This window comes from Rathayibacter sp. PhB127 (assembly GCF_003751665.1).
Taxonomy (GTDB): domain Bacteria; phylum Actinomycetota; class Actinomycetes; order Actinomycetales; family Microbacteriaceae; genus Rathayibacter; species Rathayibacter festucae.
This window is the reverse complement of record NZ_RKHW01000001.1, coordinates 933,136-952,037: the sequence shown is the minus strand read 5'-3', so window position 1 is coordinate 952,037 and position 18,902 is coordinate 933,136. Positions and strand designations below refer to the sequence as shown.

Below are 18,902 nucleotides of genomic sequence, written 5' to 3'. Positions count from 1 at the left end.
ATGGCCGACGCCCGCACCGACTCCCCCGCCGTGCCGTCGAGCGACCCCGTCCCGACCCGCGAGACCGACGTCTCCGGCTTCAGCTACGAGCAGGCGCGCGACGAGCTCGTCCGCGTCGTCTCCGAGCTCGAGCAGGGCAGCTCCACCCTCGAGCGCTCGCTCGCCCTCTGGGAGCGCGGCGAGGCCCTCGCCGCCCGCTGCGAGGAGTGGCTGATCGGCGCCCGCGCCCGGCTCGACGCCGCCCGCTCGGGCGGATCGGCCGCCGGCGGATCGAGCGCCGGATGAGCCGCGAGAAGCCGCCGCGCGTCGTCGCCGAGCTCGGCCGGCCCGAGACCGCCGCCGAGACCGCGGCCCGCAAGGCCGAGAACTCCCGGCTCTACCGCCAGCGCAAGACCGTCAACAACCTCGTCTTCTCGCTGCTCGCCACCGTCGGCGCCGTCGCGCTGATCGTCCTGATCGTCCCCCGCGGCGAGGGCACCGTCCGCGATCCCGTCGACGTCCCGGCGGTCGCCGCCCAGTTCCAGCTCGGCGAGAGCGAGACCCTCGCCGCGCCCGACATGCCCGACTCCTGGTCCTCGAACGCGGCCGAGCTGCGCGAGGACGGCGGGATCGAGTACTGGTACGTCGGCCTGATCACGCCGAAGAACGGCTACATCGGCGTCAGCCAGGGCTTCGACGCCGATGAGCGCTGGGTGTCCGGCCAGCTCGACAGCGCCGCGGCGACCGGCGTCGAGCAGATCGAAGGCCGCGAGTGGACGGTCTACGACCACCGCGACGGTGCCGGCGAGACCGGCAACAGCCCCTACGCTCTCGAGACGACGGCCGGTGGCAGCACCTACCTCGTCTACGGCACGGCGCCGACGGACGAGATCCGCCAGGTCGTCGACGCCATCACCCCGCAGATCGGCCAGGAGGAGTCCCGTTGAGCTTCGATCCGTCGAGCCCCCAGCACGAGGTCCCGCAGAGCATCGCCGTCGCGCGCGAATCGCGCCCGCCGTCGTGGGTCTGGAAGGAGATGCTGCGCGGCAACCAGCGCTTCGTCGCCGGTGAGCCCCGCCACCCCCGCCAGGACGTCGAGCGCCGGAACGAGCTCGCCGCCGAGCAGAAGCCGCTCGCCGCGCTCTTCGGCTGCAGCGATTCGCGCCTCGCGGCCGAGATCATCTTCGACCTCGGCCTCGGCGACCTCTTCGTGGTCCGCAACGCCGGCCAGGTCATCGCGGACTCGATCATCGGCTCGCTCGAGTACGGCGTCGCCGTGCTCGGCGTGAAGCTGATCCTCGTCCTCGGCCACGACGAGTGCGGAGCGGTCAAGGCCGCGATCCAGTCGCAGGCGCCCGACGCCGCGCGCCTCCCGCCGCACATCGAGCACCTGATCGAGCCGATCGTCCCCGCCGTCCGCCGCGTCGTCGGCCCGCAGCCCGACGGTCGCGTGCTCGTCGACCCGTCAACGACCGACGCCCTCGCGGTCGGCCGCGAGCACCTCCGCGACACCGTCGCCGAGCTGCTGCAGCGCTCCCCGCTGATCGCCGACGCGGTCGCCGCGGGAGAGCTCGCGGTCGTCGGCGCCAACTACCGCCTCGCCGACGGCACCGTCGACTCCGACGTGGTCCTCGGCATCGACCCGCCGCAGATGAGCCCGTACCGCTCGGAGCAGGAGCGCACCTCCAGCCCCCTGCAGAGCGTGTCGAGCCCCGACGCGCCCGCTCCGGCCGCCGAGTAGCCGGCCCTCGACCTCCTCTCTCCGAACCGATGAACCGAACAGAACAGGACGAACACAGCGTGGTGGACACCTCCCCGACCGACTCCGGCGCCGACGAAGCCTTCCGCATCGAGCACGACACGATGGGCGAGGTCCGCGTCCCGCGCGACGCGCTCTACGCCGCGCAGACGCAGCGCGCGGTCGAGAACTTCCCGATCTCCGGCGCCGGCCTCGAGACCGCCCAGATCGCGGCCCTCGCCCGGATCAAGAAGGCCGCGGCCCTCGTCAACGCCGATCTCGGCGTGCTCGAGGGCGAGATCGCCCGCTCCATCGCCGACGCGGCCGACCTCGTCGTCGGCGGCGGCTACGGCGAGCACTTCCCGATCGACGTCTACCAGACCGGCTCCGGCACGTCGTCGAACATGAACATGAACGAGGTGCTCGCCACCCTGGCGACCACCGCGCTCGGCCGCCCGGTGCACCCGAACGACCACGTCAACGCCTCGCAGTCCTCGAACGACGTCTTCCCCACCTCGGTGCACGTCGCCGTGACCGGTGCGCTGATCCAGGACCTGGTGCCCGCCCTCGAGCACCTCGCCGAGGCCCTCGAGACCAAGGCCGAGCTGTGGGCCGAGGTCGTCAAGGCCGGCCGCACCCACCTGATGGACGCGACGCCGGTCACCCTCGGGCAGGAGTTCGGCGGCTACGCGGCGCAGATCCGCCTCGGCATCGAGCGCGTGCAGTCCGCCCTCCCCCGGGTCGCGGAGGTCCCGCTCGGCGGCACCGCCGTCGGCACCGGCATCAACACGCCCGCCGGCTTCCCGGCGAAGGTCATCGCCCGCCTCGCGGAGGAGACCGGCCTGCCCGTCACCGAGGCGCGCAACCACTTCGAGGCGCAGGGCGCCCGCGACTCGCTCGTCGAGGCGTCCGGCGCGCTCCGCGTGCTCGCCGTCAGCCTCACCAAGATCAACAACGACCTGCGCTGGATGGGGTCCGGCCCGAACACCGGTCTCGGCGAGCTCAGCATCCCGGACCTCCAGCCCGGCTCGTCGATCATGCCGGGCAAGGTGAACCCGGTGATCCCGGAGGCGGTCCTGATGGTCTGCGCCCGCGTGATCGGCAACGACGCGACGATCGCCTGGGCCGGCGCCTCCGGAGCCTTCGAGCTGAACGTCGCCATCCCGGTGATGGGCACCGCGCTGCTGGAGTCGATCCGCCTGCTCACCGCCTCGGCCACGCTGCTCGCCGACAAGACCATCGACGGCCTCGAGGCGAACGTCGAGCACGCGCGCGCCCTCGCCGAGTCCTCGCCCTCGATCGTCACGCCGCTGAACAAGGTGATCGGCTACGAGGCCGCCGCCAAGGTCGCGAAGAACTCGGTCGCGAAGGGCATCACCGTCCGCGAGTCCGTCGTCGACCTCGGCTTCGTCGAGCGCGGCGAGGTGACGGAGGAGCAGCTCGACAGCGCCCTCGACGTCATGTCGATGACCCACCCGGGCTGAGCCGGCCTCCATGCTGGTCGAGTAGCGCCGCAGGCGCGTATCGCGACTCACCCTCCGGACACCGGCGGATCTCGATACGCCCGCTCCGCGGGCTACTCGATCAACATGAAGGGTCGGCCGTCGCGCGACGGGCGCCCGCGCATGCTGGTCGAGTAGCCCCGCAGGGGCGTATCGAGACCCGCCGCCGTCAGCGCGCGGCCGGCCGCCGCGCCCACGACGGCGCGCGCTCGGGTCGGGGACCGATGCCGACCAGTGCCGCCGGCACGACGGCGAGCCCGGGCAGCAGCCGGAGCAGCGCAGCGAGCGCGGGCGGCGGCCCTGAGAGCCGCCCGGCCAGCGCCGGCAGGATCAGGCGTGCGTGCAGCACCCGCTGCAGCGACTGGATCAGCACCGCGGGCAGCGCGCGCCGGCGCTGCACCCGGGCGAGCACGCGGTCGCCCGCCGCCGTCCGCAGGACGCCGCGGCGCAGCGGCCCGGCCAGCAGGCGCGCCGCCGCCACCGCGTCCTGCACGGCCAGGTTGATGCCGACGCCGCCCACCGGCGACATCGCGTGCGCCGCGTCGCCGAGGCAGAGCACCCCCGGAGCGTGCCAGCGCGGCAGCCGCTCGAGCCGCACGTCGAGGTGCTTCACATCGTCCATCGACGCGATCCCCGCCACGTCCTCGGCGACCTCGGGGAGCAGCTCGGCCGCCTCCGCCCGGAACGCCGCGATCCCCCGCTCCCGGACGGCGGCATCGGTGCCCTTCAGCCCGAGCCGCGCGATCTGCAGGTAGCCGTCGCGCGGGATCGCGATCGACACCCGCCCGCGCCCGATCCGCGGCAGGAGGGACTCGCCCACGGCCCGCGCGGTCGGCAGGCGGTACCACCAGACGTCGAAGCCGACCGGCAGCGACCGCACCCGCAGCCCGACCGCCCGGCGCACCGCCGACCAGCGCCCGTCGCAGGCGACGGTCAGATCGGCGAGCAGGCGCCCCTCCCCGGCCGGCGACCGGTACTCGACGCCGACGACCCGCCCGCCCTCGCGGACGACGCCGGTCACCTCGTGCTCGGTGAGGAGCGTGAAGCGGCGCTCGGCCTGCGCCGCCTCGGCGACCAGGGCGAGCAGGTCCCACTGCGGCACCATCGCGACGTACGGGTGGCGTACCGGCAGCCGCGCGAAGTCCGCGATCACCACGTCGCGCCCGTCGCGGCCGGGGATCGTCACCCGCTCCACCCTCGAGTGCCGGATCGCCTCGAACCGGTCGAGGAGCCCGAGGTCCTCGAGCAGCCCCAGCGTCGTCGGATGCACCGTGTCGCCGCGGAAGTCGCGGAGGAAGTCGGCGTGCTTCTCCAGGACCGTCACCGCGACGCCGGCCCGCGCCAGCAGCAGACCGAGCACCAGGCCTGCCGGGCCACCGCCCACGATCGCGCAGGTCGTCCGCCGCTCCCGCACCGCGCTCCCGCTGTCCGTCCCGTCGTCTCCGCCGCCGTCCGCCATGTCGGCCTCCTCGCTCGGCACCGGTCTACACCTCCGCGACCGTGCTGACCAGCGTCCGAGGCTCGCCCGTCACGCGCCGACGATGACGAGCCAGAACGCGGCGAGCTGGAATGGTCCGAACGGGATCCGCTCGCCCCCGCCGCGGAGCGCCGACGGCAGACTCCACGCGCCGGCCAGGACGAACGCCAGCACCGGCGCGGCCAGCGCGAGCCCCGGATCGCCCGCCGCGAGCGGAAGCGCGAGCCCCGTCCCGAGCTTCACGTCGCCCCGGCCGAGCCCGCCCGCGAGGTGCAGCACCCCGAGCGCGAGCGCGGTCACCAGCGCGGCGGGGAGCTCCGACGGCACCCGGCCGACCGAGGACCCGCCGGCCATCGACGCGAGCCCCGCCAGCAGGATCGGCACCGTCATTGCGTTCGGCAGCCGCCGCTCGCGCACGTCCGCGAGCACGAGCGGCACGGTGGCCGCGGCGACGACGAGGACGACGATCGCCGCCCGCCCCTCGACCCGCGCGAGCCCGATCGCGCCGAGCAGGACCGCGCCGACGAGCGCTGCCGAGAGGTCCTGGAGCCGGTGCATCCGGAGACTGTAGGGCCGATCGCCCCGCGCACGCCGGAGTTGTCCACAGGCGATGCCGGACGTCCACCGCTCACTCCCGCGGCGGCACCGGCCCGAGCAGCGCGTTCGCGAAGAGCCCGTGCGCGGACTCGTCGTCGGAGGGGTGGAAGAGCCCGGCGAGCACGTCGCGGTAGAGCCGGGAGAGCTCGGAGTCGCGGCGGTAGGACGAGCCGCCCGAGACGCGGACCGCGCTCTCGACGATGCGCAGCGCCGCCTCGGTGGTGCGGATCTTCACACCGACGAGCGACGGGAACCAGCCCGCCCCGCGGTCCACGAGCGCGTCGACGTCGGCCGCCGCGCTCGCGAGCGGTGCCCGGAGCCCGTCGAGCAGGATCGCGGCGTCGGCGAGGCGCCAGCGGATGTCCGGGTCCTCGGAGAGCGGCCGCCCGCCGGCCCGGAGCGACGTCCGCTTCCGCGCCGACGCCACGCCGAGCTCGAGGGCGCGCTGGGCGACTCCGAGGTAGACCGAGGCGATCAGCAGTTCGAAGTCGGCGAAGATCGCGAAGACCAGTGGGTCGGCGGTCGGGCCGACGGGCAGCGAGCGGAACATCCGCGCGGCCGGCACCTCGACGCCGTCGAGCACCGTGGTCCGGCTCTGCGTGGCGCGCATGCCGAGGGTGTCCCAGTCGTCGTGCACGGTGAGCCCCGGCACCGGCGCGTCCGGCGACGGCCGGTCGACGAAGCCGTGCACGAGCCGCGGCTCCGGCCCGCTGTCGTCGCGGCCGAAGACGCCGAGCCGGGTCCAGGCGGGCGAGAGCGAGGTGAAGATCTTGGTTCCAGTGAAGCGGTAGCCGCCGTCGCCGAGCGGCTCCGCGCGGGTGAGCGAGTCGGAGAGCACGAGGTCGTTGCCGGGCTCGCTGTTGCCGAAGGCGAAGACGTGCCCGGCCGCCGCCTCGACGAGGACGTGCTCGAGCGAGACGTCGCCGCGGGCGCGCAGGGCCTTCGCGATCCCGGTCCAGACCAGGTGCATCGTGGTCGCGAGCGCGGTCGCGGGAGCGGCCGTCGCCAGCCGGGTGTGCTCGGCCGTGGCCTGCTCGAGGCCGAGGCCGCCGCCGCCGAGCTCCGCCGGGACGAGCATCGTCAGATACCCGGCGGCCTTCAGCTCCTCGAGGTCCTCGGTGAAGAAGACGTTGCGCGCGTCGTAGTCGGCCGCGCGGAGGCGGAAGCGCTCGAGGAGCGCGTCGTCGAGGATGCTCACCCGCCCCACGCTACGCGCCGCACCCCCGGATCACTCCAGCCGTGGAGCACCTCCGGCACGCGGAACGACCTCCGGCTCGCGGGAACCAGTGATTCCGGCGAGCCGGACGTGATTCTGCGAGCCGGAGGCGACCGAAGGTCGCTCAGGACCTAGGCCGACTCGTTCGACTCCAGCATCTCGGTCACGAGCGCCGCGATCGCCGAGCGCTCGGAGCGGGTCAGCGTCACGTGCGCGAACAGCGGGTGCCCCTTCAGCGTCTCGATCACCGAGGCGACGCCGTCGTAGCGGCCGACCCGCAGGTTGTCGCGCTGCGCGACGTCGTGGGTGAGCACCACCCGCGAGTTCTGGCCGACCCGGGACAGCACCGTCAGGAGCACGTTGCGCTCGAGTGACTGCGCCTCGTCCACGATCACGAAGGCGTCGTGCAGCGAGCGCCCGCGGATGTGCGTCAGCGGCAGCACCTCGAGCATCCCGCGCTCGATCACCTCGTCGAGCACGTTCTGCGAGACCAGCGCGCCGAGGGTGTCGAAGACCGCCTGCGCCCAGGGGTTCATCTTCTCGGCGGCGTCGCCGGGCAGGAAGCCGAGGTCCTGGCCGCCGACCGCGTAGAGCGGCCGGAAGACCATGATCTTCTTGTGCTGGCGCTTCTCCAGCACCGCCTCGAGCCCCGCGCAGAGCGCGAGCGCCGACTTGCCGGTACCGGCCCGACCGCCGAGCGAGACGATGCCCACCTCCTGGTCGAGCAGCAGGTCGATCGCGAGCCGCTGCTCCGCGGAGCGGCCGTGCAGGCCGAAGACGTCCTTGTCGCCGCGCACGAGCGTGATCTGGCGCTTGCCGGTCACCCGGGCGAGCGCGGAGCCGCGATCGGAGTGCACGACCAGGCCGGTGTTGATCGGGATGTCGGCGACCTCGTCGGTGAAGAGCCGCTCGCGGTCGTAGAGCTCGCTCATCTGGTCGCCCTGCAGGGTGACGTCGTCCATGCCCGTCCAGCCCGACTCGGGGGCGAGCTCGGCGAGGTACTCCTCGGCGGCGAGGCCGATCGAGGCGGCCTTCACGCGCATCGGCATGTCCTTGGACACGACCGTGACGAGGGCGCCCTCGCTCTGCAGGTTCATCGCCACGGCGAGGATCCGCGAGTCGTTGTCGCCGAGCTGCAGTCCGCTGGGCAGCACCGACATGTTCGAGTGGTTCAGCTCGACGCGGAGGGTCCCGCCCCGGCCGACCCGGATCGGGAAGTCCAGCCGCTCGTGCTTGACCCGCAGCTCGTCGAGGTGCCGCAGCGCCTGGCGGGCGAAGTAGCCGATCTCGGGGTCGTTGCGCTTGCCCTCGAGCTCGCTGATCACGACGATCGGCAGGACGACGGCGTGCTCCGCGAAGCGGAACATCGAGGAGGGATCCGACAGCAGCACCGAGGTGTCGAGGACGTAGGTGCGCTGGAGCTGCTCGGTGCGATCCGAGGAGCCGTGCTGCGCGCGGCGGTGGACCGCGCCCTGCGTGCCGTTCTGCGGATCCGTACCCTGGGGAACTGTCACGTCGACTCTCCACATTCCGGGGGCCGGAGCCCCCGACTCACTTCAGAGGATTCGAGTCGGCCGGTGGTGCGTCTCGGCACCGCGCAGTTCCTTCACTGGCAGTCATCGAGTCGTACTTGTGTGGCCGACTCGACCAGGCGCGTCACCTGATGATCCGAACCTAATCCCGGAAATGACAGCCGTGTGGTTCTTGCCGAGACGAACGTGTAACGGCTATGTGAACAGCGCGCGCGGGAGGGCGGCTCAGCTGCCGAAGCGGCGGTGCCGACCGGCGTAGTCGCGCAGCGCCCGGAGGAAGTCGACCTCGCGGATGTCGGGTCCGAGCGCCTCCATGAAGTAGAACTCGCTGTGCGCGCTCTGCCAGAGCATGAAGTCGGAGAGGCGTTGCTCGCCCGAGGTGCGGATCACCAGATCCGGGTCGGGCTGCCCGCTCGTGTAGAGGTGCTCGCCGATCAACTCGGGCGTGAGCAGCCCCGCGACGTCCTCGATCGACGAGCCGCGCTTGCCGTGCTCGTCCAGGATGCTGCGGACCGCCTGCGCGATCTCGTGGCGGCCGCCGTAGCCGACCGCGAGGTTCACGTGCAGACCGGTGTGCGAGGCGGTGCGCTCCTCCGCGCAGTCGAGCGCCGAGACGAGCGACTCCGGCAGCCCGTCGTCGGAGCCCACGTGCTGCACGCGCCACTCGGGCTGCTGCGAGACCTCCTCGGCGAGGTCGGCGATGATCGCGATCAGCTCGGTCAGCTCGGAGCTGTCCCGGCCGACCAGGTTGTCCTGCGAGAGCAGGTAGAGGGTGACGTGCCGGACACCGAGCTCGTCGCACCACTGCAGGAACTCGTGCACCTTGGCGGCGCCCGCCCGGTGGCCGTGGGCGGCCGTCTCGAGTGCGCGCTGGCGGGCCCAGCGGCGGTTGCCGTCGATGATCATCGCGACGTGGTTCGGCAGCGCGGCGCCCTCGAGACTCGAGCGCAGCCGCTTCTTGTAGACGCCGTAGAGGAGGTCCCTTCCCACAGGCAGTCTCGGCTTCGGCACCCTGCCACGGTAGTCGAAGACGGACCCGGATGACGGACCCCACGGCCACTCCCCCGTCCGAGCGCGGACTCCCGGGGCGGGCGGAGCGGCGGGTCGTATCCTCGACCGTATGAGCCACCGGCCGACCTCCCCCACGCCCGATCCGGATGCGCGCGCCCTGGCGGAGGACGACGCGGCAGGCCCGGCGCTGCCCGCCCTCCCGCTCGTCGAGGACGAGATCGCGCACGGTGCGGCGACGGAGGCGCGGCCGACCTGGCGCGGCTGGATCCACGCCGGACTGTTCCCGGTCGCGATCGTCGCGGGCATCGTCCTGGTCAGCGTCGCCGAGGGCGCTCCGGCGAAGTGGGCCGCGACCGTGTTCGCCGTCTCGTCGCTGCTGCTCTTCGGCAACTCGGCGCTCTACCACCGCTTCGACTGGTCGCCGCGGACCAAGATGATCCTCAAGCGGATCGACCACGCGAACATCTTCCTGCTGATCGCCGGCACGTACACGCCGCTCGCCGCGCTCGCCCTGCCGCCCGCGCAGGGCTCGCTGCTGCTCGTGCTGGTCTGGGCGGGGGCGCTGCTCGGGATCGGCTTCCGGGTGTTCTGGATCTCCGCGCCGCGCTGGCTCTACGTGCCGCTCTACCTGCTGCTGGGCTGGGCGGCGGTGATGTACCTCGGCCCGCTGTTCGAGGCGAGCGCGGCGATGATGGTGCTCGTGCTGGTCGGCGGCCTCTGCTACTCCGTCGGCGCGGTCGTCTACGGGATCAAGCGGCCGAACCCCGTGCCCGGGGTCTTCGGCTTCCACGAGATCTTCCACGCGCTGACCGCGGTGGCGTTCCTCTGCCACTGGACGGCGGCGCTGATCGTCTGCCTGCACCCGACCTACAACGTCGGCTGAGCGCCGGGCGCCGTCAGCGCAGGGCGCGTCAGCGTCCGAGCGTCAGCGTCCGGACGGGGCGTCCTCCGCGCGCTCGCGCTCCTCGGAGTCGAGCTGCTCGTTGACCTGGCCGCGGTAGGTCGTCCGGCGGACCCGGCGGACCATGTCGAGTGCGAGGAACACGGCGGCGAGCGCGATCACGAACATCGTGATGAAGCCGAACAGGCCGGGTGTCACCGTGTCCTCGTTGAACTCCGGCGCGGTCGTCGGCACCGGCGTCGCCTCGGCGGCGCGGATCAGGGCGAGGTGGGCGGCCTCGAGAACGGTCGCGGCGATCATGCGGACTGCTCCTCGGGGGCGGGGGCGGCGAGGGCGGCGTCACCCGGCAGCGCGACGTCGATCCCGGCGAAGAGGTCGGTCTCCGGCGTCGGCGCGTCGACCCGGCTCTGCACGAGCTGGAAGTCGTCGGTCGGCCACGCGGCGTCGATCGCGGAGTGCGGGAGGAAGAAGAACTTGTTGTCGGGCGCGACCTGGCTCGCGTGCGCCAGCAGGGCCGCGTCGCGGCGGTCGTGGAAGCCGGAGACGACGATCTTCGTGGTGGCGAGGTAGGGCGTCTCCTCGTTCCAGCGCTTCATCTCCTCGAAGGAGGCGAGCAGCGGGTCCTCCGGGTCGATCGAGCGGATGTGCTCGGCGATCGCCCGCAGCTTCTGCGAGGAGAAGACGCGGTCGTAGTAGAGCTTCGAGACAGACCAGGCGGCGCCGGTGCCTGGGTACTCGTCGGTCTCGCCCGCGGCGCGGAACGCCTCGACCGCGACCTGGTGCGCCCGGATGTGGTCCGGGTGCGGGTAGCCGCCGTTCTCGTCGTAGCTGATGATCACGTGCGGGCGGAACCGGCGGACGAGGCGCACCAGCGGTGCCGAAGCGGTCGGCAGCGGCAGGCCGGCGAAGGAGTCCGCGGCGACGGCGCCGTCCTCGGGCATCCCGGAGTCGACGAAGCCCAGCCAGGCGTGCTCGATGCCGAGCGCCCGCTGCGCGGCGGCCATCTCGTAGCGGCGCAGGCCGCCCATGTCGCGCTCGGCGTGCGCTCGGGCGCCGAGCGCCTCGTTCAGAACGGAGCCGGCCTCGCCGCCGGTGCAGGAGACGACCATGACCTCGGCGCCGCGATCGGCGTAGGAGGCGAGGGTCGCGGCGCCCTTGCTGGACTCGTCGTCCGGGTGGGCGTGCACGGCGAGCAGGCGCGGGACCTCGCGCGGCGCGGCGTCCGCACGCGCCTCTGAATCTGCGGAGACCTGGACGGCCTGGGACACGATCGCTCGATTCCTCGGGGTTTAATGGGGGGCGTCGCTCGGTTCTCACCGGCGCACGTCATCCGCCAGAATAGTCGCTTCACCCAGGGAGTTCCGTGGCCGCCCGAACGTCCGAGAGCGACGAGCGCGCGAGCGACCCCGCCCTCGACCCGGACGCCGTCCGCGCCGCCGGACCCCTCGCCTCCCGCTACGGGAGAACGCCGCGCAGCCGCCGCGGCGACCGCCGGCTCTTCGCCCTCGTCGCCGTCGCCTTCGTCGCGGTGTTCGCCGCCTGGGTGATCTGGGCCGGCCTCGACGGAGCCCGCGACGGCGTCGACGTGCAGGACACCGCGCACGTGGTCGTGGACGACCGCACCGTCCAGGTGTCCTTCGACCTCACCGTCCCGACCGGACGCGACGCGGCCTGCGCCGTCCAGGCGCTCAATGAGCAGTCCGCCGTGGTCGGCTGGCTCGTCGTCGAGTACCCCGCGTCCACCGATCGCTTCCGCTCCTACACCGAGACGGTGCGCACCACGGAGCTCGCCACGACAGGTTTGATCTCCTCCTGCTGGCTCCCGTAGGGTGTCGGGGTGCCCTGACGGACTCGTCGGGGCCTTGTCTTTTCCCCCGCCGCACGCCCTCGGTCGATCCGCTCGACGGGCCAGGCGCCCGACAGCACCGTCGGTCGCGCGCGGCCGTCATGTGAGGAGCCCACCATGGCCGACCAGCCTCAGGTCACCTGGATGACCCAGGAGTCGTACGACCGCCTCCAGGCGGAGCACACCGAGCTGTCCACCAACGGACGCCTCGAGATCGCCAAGCGCATCGAGGTCGCGCGCGAGGAGGGAGACCTCAAGGAGAACGGCGGCTACCACGCCGCCAAGGACGAGCAGGGCAAGATCGAGGCGCGCATCCGCCAGCTGACCGCGCTGCTGCGCGAGGCCGAGATCGGCACGCCGCCCGAGAGCCACGGCGTCGTCGAGGCCGGCACGATCATCACCGCCGAGATCGCCGGCGACGAGTCGCGCTTCCTCCTCGGCAACCGCGAGATGGCGGGCGAGAGCGACCTCGACGTCTACAGCCCGCAGAGCCCGCTCGGCGGCGCGATCATGGGTCTGAAGGTCGGCGACTCCACCACCTTCGAGGCCCCCAACGGCCGGAACATCACGGTCAAGGTCACGAACGTCGAGACCTGGAACGGCCACTGACCCTCAGCGCTGACGCACTCCGCGAGATGCCACTTGTGCGCTCGACACGCCGTGTCGGGCCGTCACACGTGGCATCTCGCGTATCCGGCGGGCTAGCCGCGGGAGAGGCGCGGGCTGTAGCCGGCGTCGCGGAGGACCTGGAGGACGCGGTCGGCGTGCTCGGGGCCGCGGGTCTCGACGCTGATCTCCAGCTCGACCTCGCTGATCTGCAGACCGCGGCCGTGCCGGGTGTGCAGCACCTCGACGACGTTGGCGTTGGCCTCCGAGATCAGCTCCGCGATCCGCGCGAGCTGGCCCGGCCGGTCCGGCAGGCCGATGCTCATCTTGAGGTAGCGCTCGGAGGCGGCGAGGCCCCGGCTGATCACCCGCTCCATCATCAGCGGATCGATGTTGCCGCCGGAGAGGATGACGGCGGTGCGGCCCGCGTTCCTGATCTTGCCGGTGAGGATCGCCGCGATGCCGACCGCTCCGGCCGGCTCGACGACGAGCTTCGCGCGCTCGAGCAGTACGAGCAGGGCGCGGGCGGTGTCGTCGTCCTCGACGGTGACGACCTCGTCGACGACCTCGCGGATGATCTCGAAGTTGAGCTGCCCCGGCTTCGCGACCGCGATGCCGTCGGCGATGGTGGGCGAGATCGTGATGGCGATCGGCTCCCCGGCCGCCAGTGACAGCGGATACGGCGCGGCGTTCGCCGCCTGGACGCCGATCACGCGCAGCGTGCGGCCCTCCTGGGCCGCCTTCTGCTTCGCGGCCGACGCGACACCGGCGATGAGGCCGCCGCCGCCGATCGGGACGACGAGTGTCTCGACGCCCGGCGCCTGCTCGAGGATCTCCAGGCCGATGGTGCCCTGACCCGTGATCACGTCGGGGTGGTCGTAGGGCGGGATGAAGACGGCACCCGTGCTCTCGGCGAACTCGGCCGCGGCGGCGAGCGCCTCGTTGAAGATGTGCCCGCTGAGCACCACCTCCGCGCCGTAGTCGCGGGTCGCCGCGAGCTTGGGCAGCGCGACGCCGATCGGCATGAAGATGGTCGCCTTGATGCCGAGCTCTCGCGCGGCGAAGGCGACACCCTGGGCGTGGTTGCCGGCCGAGGCGGCGACGACGCCGCGCTCCCGCTCCTCGGGGGTGAGGTGCGAGAGCCGGAACACGGCGCCGCGGATCTTGTACGAGCCGGTGCGCTGCAGGTTCTCGCACTTAAGGAAGACGGGCGAGCCGAGCACCTCGGCGAGGAAGGTGCTCGTCTCCATCGGGGTGTTCGCGATGACGGGGGCGAGGACGGTTCGGGCCGCCTCGAACTCGCTCAGGGTCGGTCCGACGACGCGGCTAGTCTGCATGCTCTTCGGCAACTCTCTCGGGGGTTCGGGTCGGCGAGCGCCAGGCTCCGCTCGCGACGTAGTTGACCATGACGTTGAGGGTCGCGACCACGGGGACCGCGAAGAACGCGCCCGCGATGCCCGCGACGATCGAGCCGCCGGCGACCGCGAGGACGACGGCGAGCGGGTGCACCTTGACGGCGGAGCCCATGATCAGGGGCTGGAGGATGTGCCCCTCCAGCTGCTGCACGCCGAGGACGACGATCAGCAGGATCAGCGCGATGACCGGTCCGTTGTAGACCAGGGCGATGAAGACGGCCAGCGCACCGGTGACGACCGCGCCGATCACGGGCACGAAGGAGCCGAGGAAGACCAGCACGCCGATCGGGATCGCGAGCGGGACGCCGAGCAGGAACGAGCCGAGCCCGATGCCCACCGCGTCGACGAAGGCGACCAGGATCTGCACCTTCACGAAGTTGGTCAGCGTGATCCAGCCCGCGCGGCCGGCCCCGTCGACGGCGCTCCGGGCGCGGTGCGGGAAGAGCCGCACGACCCAGCGCCAGATGTTCGGACCGTCGATCAGGATGAAGAGGGTCGAGAACAGGGTCAGCAGCACGCCGGTGAGCACGTGCCCGACCGTCGAGCCGACGCTGAGCGCACCACTGACCAGCATCCCCGAGTCCTGCTGCACGGCGGCGAGCGCCTGCTGCGCGTACTGGTTGATGTCGGTCTCGGTCAGGTGCAGCGGCCCCTCGAGCAGCCACGACTTCAGGGCGTCGTAGGACTGCACGGTCTGGCGGCTGAGGTCGTCGAAGCCCGAGGTGACCTGGGTGACGACGAGGAAGAGCAGGCCGCCGATCACGAGGACGATGCCGAGCTCGGCCACCACGATCGCGAGCCACTTGGGCCAGTGGTGCCGCTGCAGGAACGTCGAGAACGGCACGAGCAGCGCCGCGATGACGATCGCGAGCAGCAGCGGGATGACGATCAGCCGCAGCTCGATCACCAGCAGGCCGATCACGGCGAGGGCGCCGGCGACCACGAGGATCCGCCAGGCCCAGGCCCCGGCGATGCGCATCCCGGTGCTGACGAAGGCGGCGTCCGGGTCGAGCGGGCGGGGCTGCGGAGCCCGCTCGGGAGCCGCGGCGGCGCGGACGGCGTCGCGGGCGCCGGACGTGCGGCGGGACCGGCCGAGTCTCATCCGCCCAGACTAATCCCCGCCGCATTCCGCGGGCGGAATCCGCGACAGCTCACGAGGCCGCGCGGACGGCCACCGGCCGCCGCGCGAGCGCGAGGGCGACCCGCTCCCCCGGCTCGAGCCGGATCCCGGCCGCGTGCTGCACGACGAGCTCCTCCCCCTGCTCGGTGCGGACCGTGGAGCGGCGCACCGGTCCGAGGAAGCTGGTGGCGACGACCACGGCAGGCAGATCGCCCGGAGCGCCGCCCGGCACGATCTCGATGTCCTCGGGCCGGAGGAACGCCGAGACGGCGCCGTCGACGGCCGCGCTGTCCACCAGCGGCAGGCGCGCGCCGAGCACGGAGACCGCCCCGCTCGAGACGACCCCCGGCACGACGTTCGAGAGGCCGACGAAGTGGGCGACGAACGACGACGACGGCCGGGCGTAGAGGTCCTCCGGCGCGCCGAGCTGCTCGATCCGCCCCGCGTTCATCACCGCGACCCGGTCGGCGACGGCGAGCGCCTCCTCCTGGTCGTGGGTGACGAAGAAAGTGGTGATGCCGATCTCGGACTGCAGGCGCTTGATCTCGTCGCGCAGCTGCACGCGGACCTTCGCGTCCAGCGCGGAGAGCGGCTCGTCCAGGAGCAGCACCCGGGGGCGGGTGACGAGCGCCCGCGCCAGCGCCACCCGCTGCTGCTGTCCACCGGAGAGCTGGTGCGCGTAGCGGTCGCCCAGGGCGCCGAGGCCGACCAGGTCGAGCGCGTCCTGGGCGGCCGTCCGGCGCTCCTCGGCCGCGACGCCGCGGGTGCGCAGGCCGAACTCGACGTTCTCGCGCGCGCGCAGGTGCGGGAAGAGCGAGTACGACTGGAAGACCATGCCCATGTCGCGGCGGGCGACCGGCAGATCGGCGACGTCGCGCTCGTCGACCAGGATGCGGCCGGAGTCGATCCGCTCGAGCCCGCTGAGGGCGCGGAGAGCAGTGGTCTTGCCGCAGCCCGAGGGGCCGAGCAGGGCGATGAACTCCCCGGGCGCCACGTCGAACGAGACGCCGTCGAGGGCTTTCGCCGCGCCGAAGTGCCGGGCGACGTCGAGGAAGCGGACGCGGGCGCCCGGGGAGGAAGGCGCGGTCACGAGATGCCTTTCGAGGCGCGGCGTCCGGTCGCGACGAGGCCGATCCGCGCGAGGCGGCCGATCCCGAGCAGCAGGGCGAAGGCGAACAGGAGGGAGAGGAGGGAGAAGATCACGGCGACGTAGGCGTCCTGCTTCGACACCTGCACGAGACCGGTCTGCAGCGTCGTGCGGCTGAGCAGCGAGGCGATGGTGTACTCGCCGAGGACCACGGCGACCGTGATCAGTGCGGCGGCGACGAGACCGCGGCGGAGGTTCGGCAGCAGCACCCGGACGAGCACACCGAAGGGGCCGGCGCCCAACGAGCGTGCGGCCTCCGAGAGCGTGATCGCGTCGAGCCCGGCGAGGTCCGCGGCGATCGCGCGGTAGGCGTAGGGCAGCACGAGCACGCCGTAGGCGAGCGCGAGCGTCCAGGGGGCCGAGCCGACGAGCCGGGTGATCACCGAGTAGACCGGGGCCAGCCCGACGACCAGCACGATCGCGGGGACGGTCAGCGGGAGCAGGCAGGCCAGCTCGAGCGCTCGGCGCAGGCGCGGCAGGCGGATCTCGACGAGGAGCATCGTCGGCACCAGCAGCACCAGCACGATCAGGGCGGTGACCACCGCGAGGATCAGCGAGTTGCCGATGCCCTGGAAGAGCGCGCGGTAGCCGCGCTCGTTCTCCGGGTCGAGGATCGCGGTCCAGTGCGAGAGGTCGTAGCCGCCGGCGCCGCGGAGGGTGAACTCGGCCATCGCGATCAGAGGCACCGCGAAGGCGAGGCCGGTGACGACCAGGACGATGCGGGACAGCGCGCGGGTCATCGCTGCCACCGCCGGGCGCGGCGCTGCAGCAGCGCGTAGCCGGACATCAGCACGATCATCACCAGGAGCATCCCGAGGGCGAGCGCGCCGGCCAGGTTCTCCCGGCCGAGCACGGTTTCGCTGACGAGTGCGGCACGGATCTGCAGCGGCACGATCTGCGCCCCCTGGCTGATCAGCGCGGCGGCCGTGGCGAACGAGGAGAACGCGTTCGCGAACAGCAGCAGCACCGAGCCGAGGAAGGAGGGCGCGAGCACGGGGACCGCGACCCGCCACCAGTAGCTCACCGCTCCCCCGCCGAGCACGGCGTTCGCCTCGGCCCACTCGGGGCGCAGACCCTCGAGCGCGGGCAGGAAGGTCAGCACCATCAGCGGCACCTGGAAGTAGAGGTAGGGCAGGATCAGCCCGGGCAGCTGGTACAGCCAGACGCCGTCGGCGTAGAGGTCGACGCCGGCGCCGGCCAGGAGGGTCGTGACCAGGCCCTGGACGCCGATTGTCGCGATGAAGGCGAACGCGAGCATCACGCCGCCGAACTGGGCGAGGACGCTCGCCGCGGCGTCGACGATCGTGCGCAGCGGTCCGCGCGGGTCGGCGCCGAGCAGGGCCAGGCAGACGATGCCGCCCAGGATCGCACCGACGACGGCGGTGAGGGCCGAGAGGCCGAGCGAGGCGCCGAAGGCGGACAGGACGACCGGGTCGCCCAGCGCCGCGACGTTCGCGAGCGTCGGACGGCCGTCGCCGTCCACGAAGCCGGTGCCGACCGCGAGGACGGTCGGCACGGCGAGGAAGAGCAGGACGTAGACCGCGAACGGAGCGACGCCGAGCGCTGCGGGAAGACCGCGCCGTCCCCGGGGCGCGCGGGCCCCGGGAACAGCGCGGACGGCGGCGGTCGTCACTGGATCGCCGCGCCCCACTTCTCGGCCAGCAGGGCAGAGGCGGCCTCGGTCTGCTCGGAGGTGAACTGGACGAGGTCCTCCGGAGCGGCGCCGACGGCGTCAAGGGCCTCCTTGTCCACCGTGCCGGCGTCGACCATGGCGGCCAGGCGCACCGGGTAGGCGCCGGCCGCGAGGTAGAGGTTCTGCGCGGCGTCGGAGTAGAGGTACTCCTGCCAGAGGCGCGCGGCGGCCGGGTGCGGCGCGTCGGCGTTGATCGCCTGGTTGTAGTAGCTGCCGACCGCGGTGCCGGGCAGCACCGTCGTCGTCCACTCGCGAGTGCCCTCGTTCGCCTTCGCGGCGGCGAGGTTGTTGTAGCTCCAGTCGAAGACGACCGGGGTCTCGCCGGAGGCGACGGTCGCGTCGGTCGGGTCCAGCGGAAGGAAGTTGCCCGCGTCGTTGAGCTTCTCGAAGAAGTCGATGCCGGACTGGACGTCGTCGGCCGAGCCGCCCGACTGCAGGGCGGCGAGCTGCACGGCGGCGGCCGCGGCCCCGGCCTGGGTCGGGTCGCCGTTGATCGCGACGGAGCCGCGGTAGTCGGCGCCGAGCAGGTCGTCGAGCGACTCGGGCGCAGGCACGGCGTCGGCGTCGTAGCCGATCGACATGAGGCCGGTGTAGTCGTTCACCCAGAGGCCGGTCTCCTCGCGGTTGCCCTCGGGGATGTCGTCCCAGGTCTCGACCTTGTACGGCGCGAACAGGTCGGTGTTGGCGAGGGCGACGGCGGCACCGAGGTCGAATACGTCAGGCGCGGTGTCCTGGCCGGCCAGGTTCTGCGCGGTGCTGATCTCCTCGGCGGAGGAGACGTCGGGGTCGGCCGAGTTGACGGTGATGCCGTACTCGTCCTCGAAGCCCGAGATGAGCTCGCCGTAGTTGGCCCAGTTGTCGGGCAGCGCGATCACGTTGAGCTCGCCCTCGGCCTTCGCGGCCTCGACCAGGGCGTCGAGCCCGCCGAGGTCGGCGGCGGAGGTCGCGGTCGAGGCGTCGACGGACGCGTCGCCGGACGAGGCGCCGGCGTCACCGGAGCAGGCGGTCAGGGTCAGAGCGAGAGCGGCGGTCGCGGCGGCGAGCACACCGGCGCGGGGGAAGCGCTGGGTCGTCAAGAGTCCTCCAGGAGTCGGGTGGGTGGGCCCCTGCGGGCGCCTCGGG

Annotated in this window: 20 protein-coding genes; 7 read left to right on the top strand and 13 right to left on the bottom strand. The window is 72.7% G+C overall.

Translation table 11 applies throughout. The features are described from left to right. The 4 genes from EDF22_RS04690 (at position 1) to EDF22_RS04675 (ending at position 3,201) form a co-directional block, all read left to right on the top strand. Positions 1-285 (top strand): exodeoxyribonuclease VII small subunit, encoded by a 285-nt coding sequence (locus EDF22_RS04690; protein ID WP_243586462.1) that lies wholly within the window; start codon positions 1-3, stop codon positions 283-285. Then, positions 282-926 carry a DUF4245 domain-containing protein gene (locus tag EDF22_RS04685; RefSeq protein WP_123702759.1) on the top strand — a complete coding sequence of 215 codons (645 nt, stop codon included), beginning with the start codon at positions 282-284 and terminating at the stop codon, positions 924-926. The genes EDF22_RS04690 and EDF22_RS04685 overlap by 4 nt, the downstream gene beginning before the upstream one ends. Before the next feature lie 89 nt (positions 927-1,015). Continuing rightward, the gene (locus EDF22_RS04680; protein WP_123704710.1) at positions 1,016-1,720 is read left to right on the top strand and encodes a carbonic anhydrase; all 705 of its coding nucleotides are present in this window, start codon (positions 1,016-1,018) and stop codon (positions 1,718-1,720) included. Between the two features lie 59 nt (positions 1,721-1,779). Next, positions 1,780-3,201 (top strand): aspartate ammonia-lyase, encoded by a 1,422-nt coding sequence (locus EDF22_RS04675; protein WP_260303288.1) that lies wholly within the window; start codon positions 1,780-1,782, stop codon positions 3,199-3,201. 187 nt (positions 3,202-3,388) lie between these two features. Here EDF22_RS04675 and EDF22_RS04670 read toward each other — a convergent pair whose 3' ends face one another. The 5 genes from EDF22_RS04670 to EDF22_RS04650 all read right to left on the bottom strand — a co-directional run bounded on the left by EDF22_RS04670 (position 3,389) and on the right by EDF22_RS04650 (position 9,031). Beyond that, entirely contained in the window at positions 3,389-4,699 is a 1,311-nt protein-coding gene (locus tag EDF22_RS04670) for an FAD-dependent oxidoreductase (RefSeq protein WP_260303287.1), read from the bottom strand. 48 nt (positions 4,700-4,747) lie between these two features. Continuing rightward, a complete protein-coding gene (locus EDF22_RS04665) occupies positions 4,748-5,254 on the bottom strand; it encodes a prepilin peptidase (protein ID WP_123702755.1) in 507 nt (168 codons plus the stop codon). A 70-nt stretch (positions 5,255-5,324) separates the two neighbouring features. Then, positions 5,325-6,500 carry an acyl-CoA dehydrogenase family protein gene (locus tag EDF22_RS04660; protein ID WP_123702753.1) on the bottom strand — a complete coding sequence of 392 codons (1,176 nt, stop codon included), beginning with the start codon at positions 6,498-6,500 and terminating at the stop codon, positions 5,325-5,327. Positions 6,501-6,640: 140 nt separating this feature from the next. After that, positions 6,641-8,038 (bottom strand): PhoH family protein, encoded by a 1,398-nt coding sequence (locus EDF22_RS04655; protein ID WP_123702751.1) that lies wholly within the window; start codon positions 8,036-8,038, stop codon positions 6,641-6,643. 228 nt (positions 8,039-8,266) lie between these two features. Further along, positions 8,267-9,031 (bottom strand): isoprenyl transferase, encoded by a 765-nt coding sequence (locus EDF22_RS04650; protein ID WP_279587533.1) that lies wholly within the window; start codon positions 9,029-9,031, stop codon positions 8,267-8,269. Between the two features lie 130 nt (positions 9,032-9,161). On the opposite strand from EDF22_RS04650, the gene EDF22_RS04645 reads away from it, so the two are divergent. Beyond that, positions 9,162-9,935 (top strand): hemolysin III family protein, encoded by a 774-nt coding sequence (locus EDF22_RS04645; protein WP_123702747.1) that lies wholly within the window; start codon positions 9,162-9,164, stop codon positions 9,933-9,935. A 42-nt stretch (positions 9,936-9,977) separates the two neighbouring features. Here the strand turns inward: EDF22_RS04645 and EDF22_RS04640 are convergent, their stop codons facing one another. Together EDF22_RS04640 and mca are read right to left on the bottom strand one after the other, a co-directional pair. Then, positions 9,978-10,253: a hypothetical protein gene (locus EDF22_RS04640; RefSeq protein WP_123702745.1), complete on the bottom strand. Its 276-nt coding sequence runs from the start codon at positions 10,251-10,253 to the stop codon at positions 9,978-9,980. After that, complete coding sequence (mca, locus tag EDF22_RS04635) at positions 10,250-11,221, bottom strand: mycothiol conjugate amidase Mca (RefSeq protein WP_260303285.1); 972 nt, start codon at positions 11,219-11,221, stop codon at positions 10,250-10,252. Before mca ends, EDF22_RS04640 begins: the two co-directional genes overlap by 4 nt. A 95-nt stretch (positions 11,222-11,316) precedes the next feature. Here mca and EDF22_RS04630 point away from each other — a divergent pair, with 95 nt between their 5' ends. Together EDF22_RS04630 and greA are read left to right on the top strand one after the other, a co-directional pair. Further along, positions 11,317-11,781: a DUF4307 domain-containing protein gene (locus tag EDF22_RS04630; RefSeq protein WP_123702743.1), complete on the top strand. Its 465-nt coding sequence runs from the start codon at positions 11,317-11,319 to the stop codon at positions 11,779-11,781. A 135-nt stretch (positions 11,782-11,916) separates the two neighbouring features. Next, positions 11,917-12,408 (top strand): transcription elongation factor GreA, encoded by a 492-nt coding sequence (gene greA / locus EDF22_RS04625; RefSeq protein ID WP_123702741.1) that lies wholly within the window; start codon positions 11,917-11,919, stop codon positions 12,406-12,408. A gap of 92 nt (positions 12,409-12,500) precedes the next feature. Here the strand turns inward: greA and ilvA are convergent, their stop codons facing one another. Genes ilvA through EDF22_RS04595 form a run of 6 tightly spaced genes read right to left on the bottom strand, consistent with a single transcriptional unit; the run spans position 12,501 to position 18,856 of the window. Next, entirely contained in the window at positions 12,501-13,742 is a 1,242-nt protein-coding gene (gene ilvA / locus EDF22_RS04620; protein WP_123702739.1) for a threonine ammonia-lyase, read from the bottom strand. Beyond that, a complete protein-coding gene (locus EDF22_RS04615) occupies positions 13,732-14,922 on the bottom strand; it encodes an AI-2E family transporter (RefSeq protein ID WP_123702736.1) in 1,191 nt (396 codons plus the stop codon). The genes ilvA and EDF22_RS04615 overlap by 11 nt, the downstream gene beginning before the upstream one ends. Before the next feature lie 49 nt (positions 14,923-14,971). Beyond that, on the bottom strand, positions 14,972-16,030 hold the full coding sequence (locus EDF22_RS04610) for an ABC transporter ATP-binding protein (RefSeq protein ID WP_123702734.1): 1,059 nt from the start codon (positions 16,028-16,030) through the stop codon (positions 14,972-14,974). After that, positions 16,027-16,827 carry an ABC transporter permease gene (locus tag EDF22_RS04605; RefSeq protein WP_123702732.1) on the bottom strand — a complete coding sequence of 267 codons (801 nt, stop codon included), beginning with the start codon at positions 16,825-16,827 and terminating at the stop codon, positions 16,027-16,029. The genes EDF22_RS04610 and EDF22_RS04605 overlap by 4 nt, the downstream gene beginning before the upstream one ends. Then, a complete protein-coding gene (locus EDF22_RS04600) occupies positions 16,824-17,720 on the bottom strand; it encodes an ABC transporter permease subunit (protein ID WP_123702730.1) in 897 nt (298 codons plus the stop codon). The genes EDF22_RS04605 and EDF22_RS04600 overlap by 4 nt, the downstream gene beginning before the upstream one ends. Then, complete coding sequence (locus EDF22_RS04595; protein WP_185038732.1) at positions 17,717-18,856, bottom strand: ABC transporter substrate-binding protein; 1,140 nt, start codon at positions 18,854-18,856, stop codon at positions 17,717-17,719. The genes EDF22_RS04600 and EDF22_RS04595 overlap by 4 nt, the downstream gene beginning before the upstream one ends. Positions 18,857-18,902: the final 46 nt, after the last annotated feature.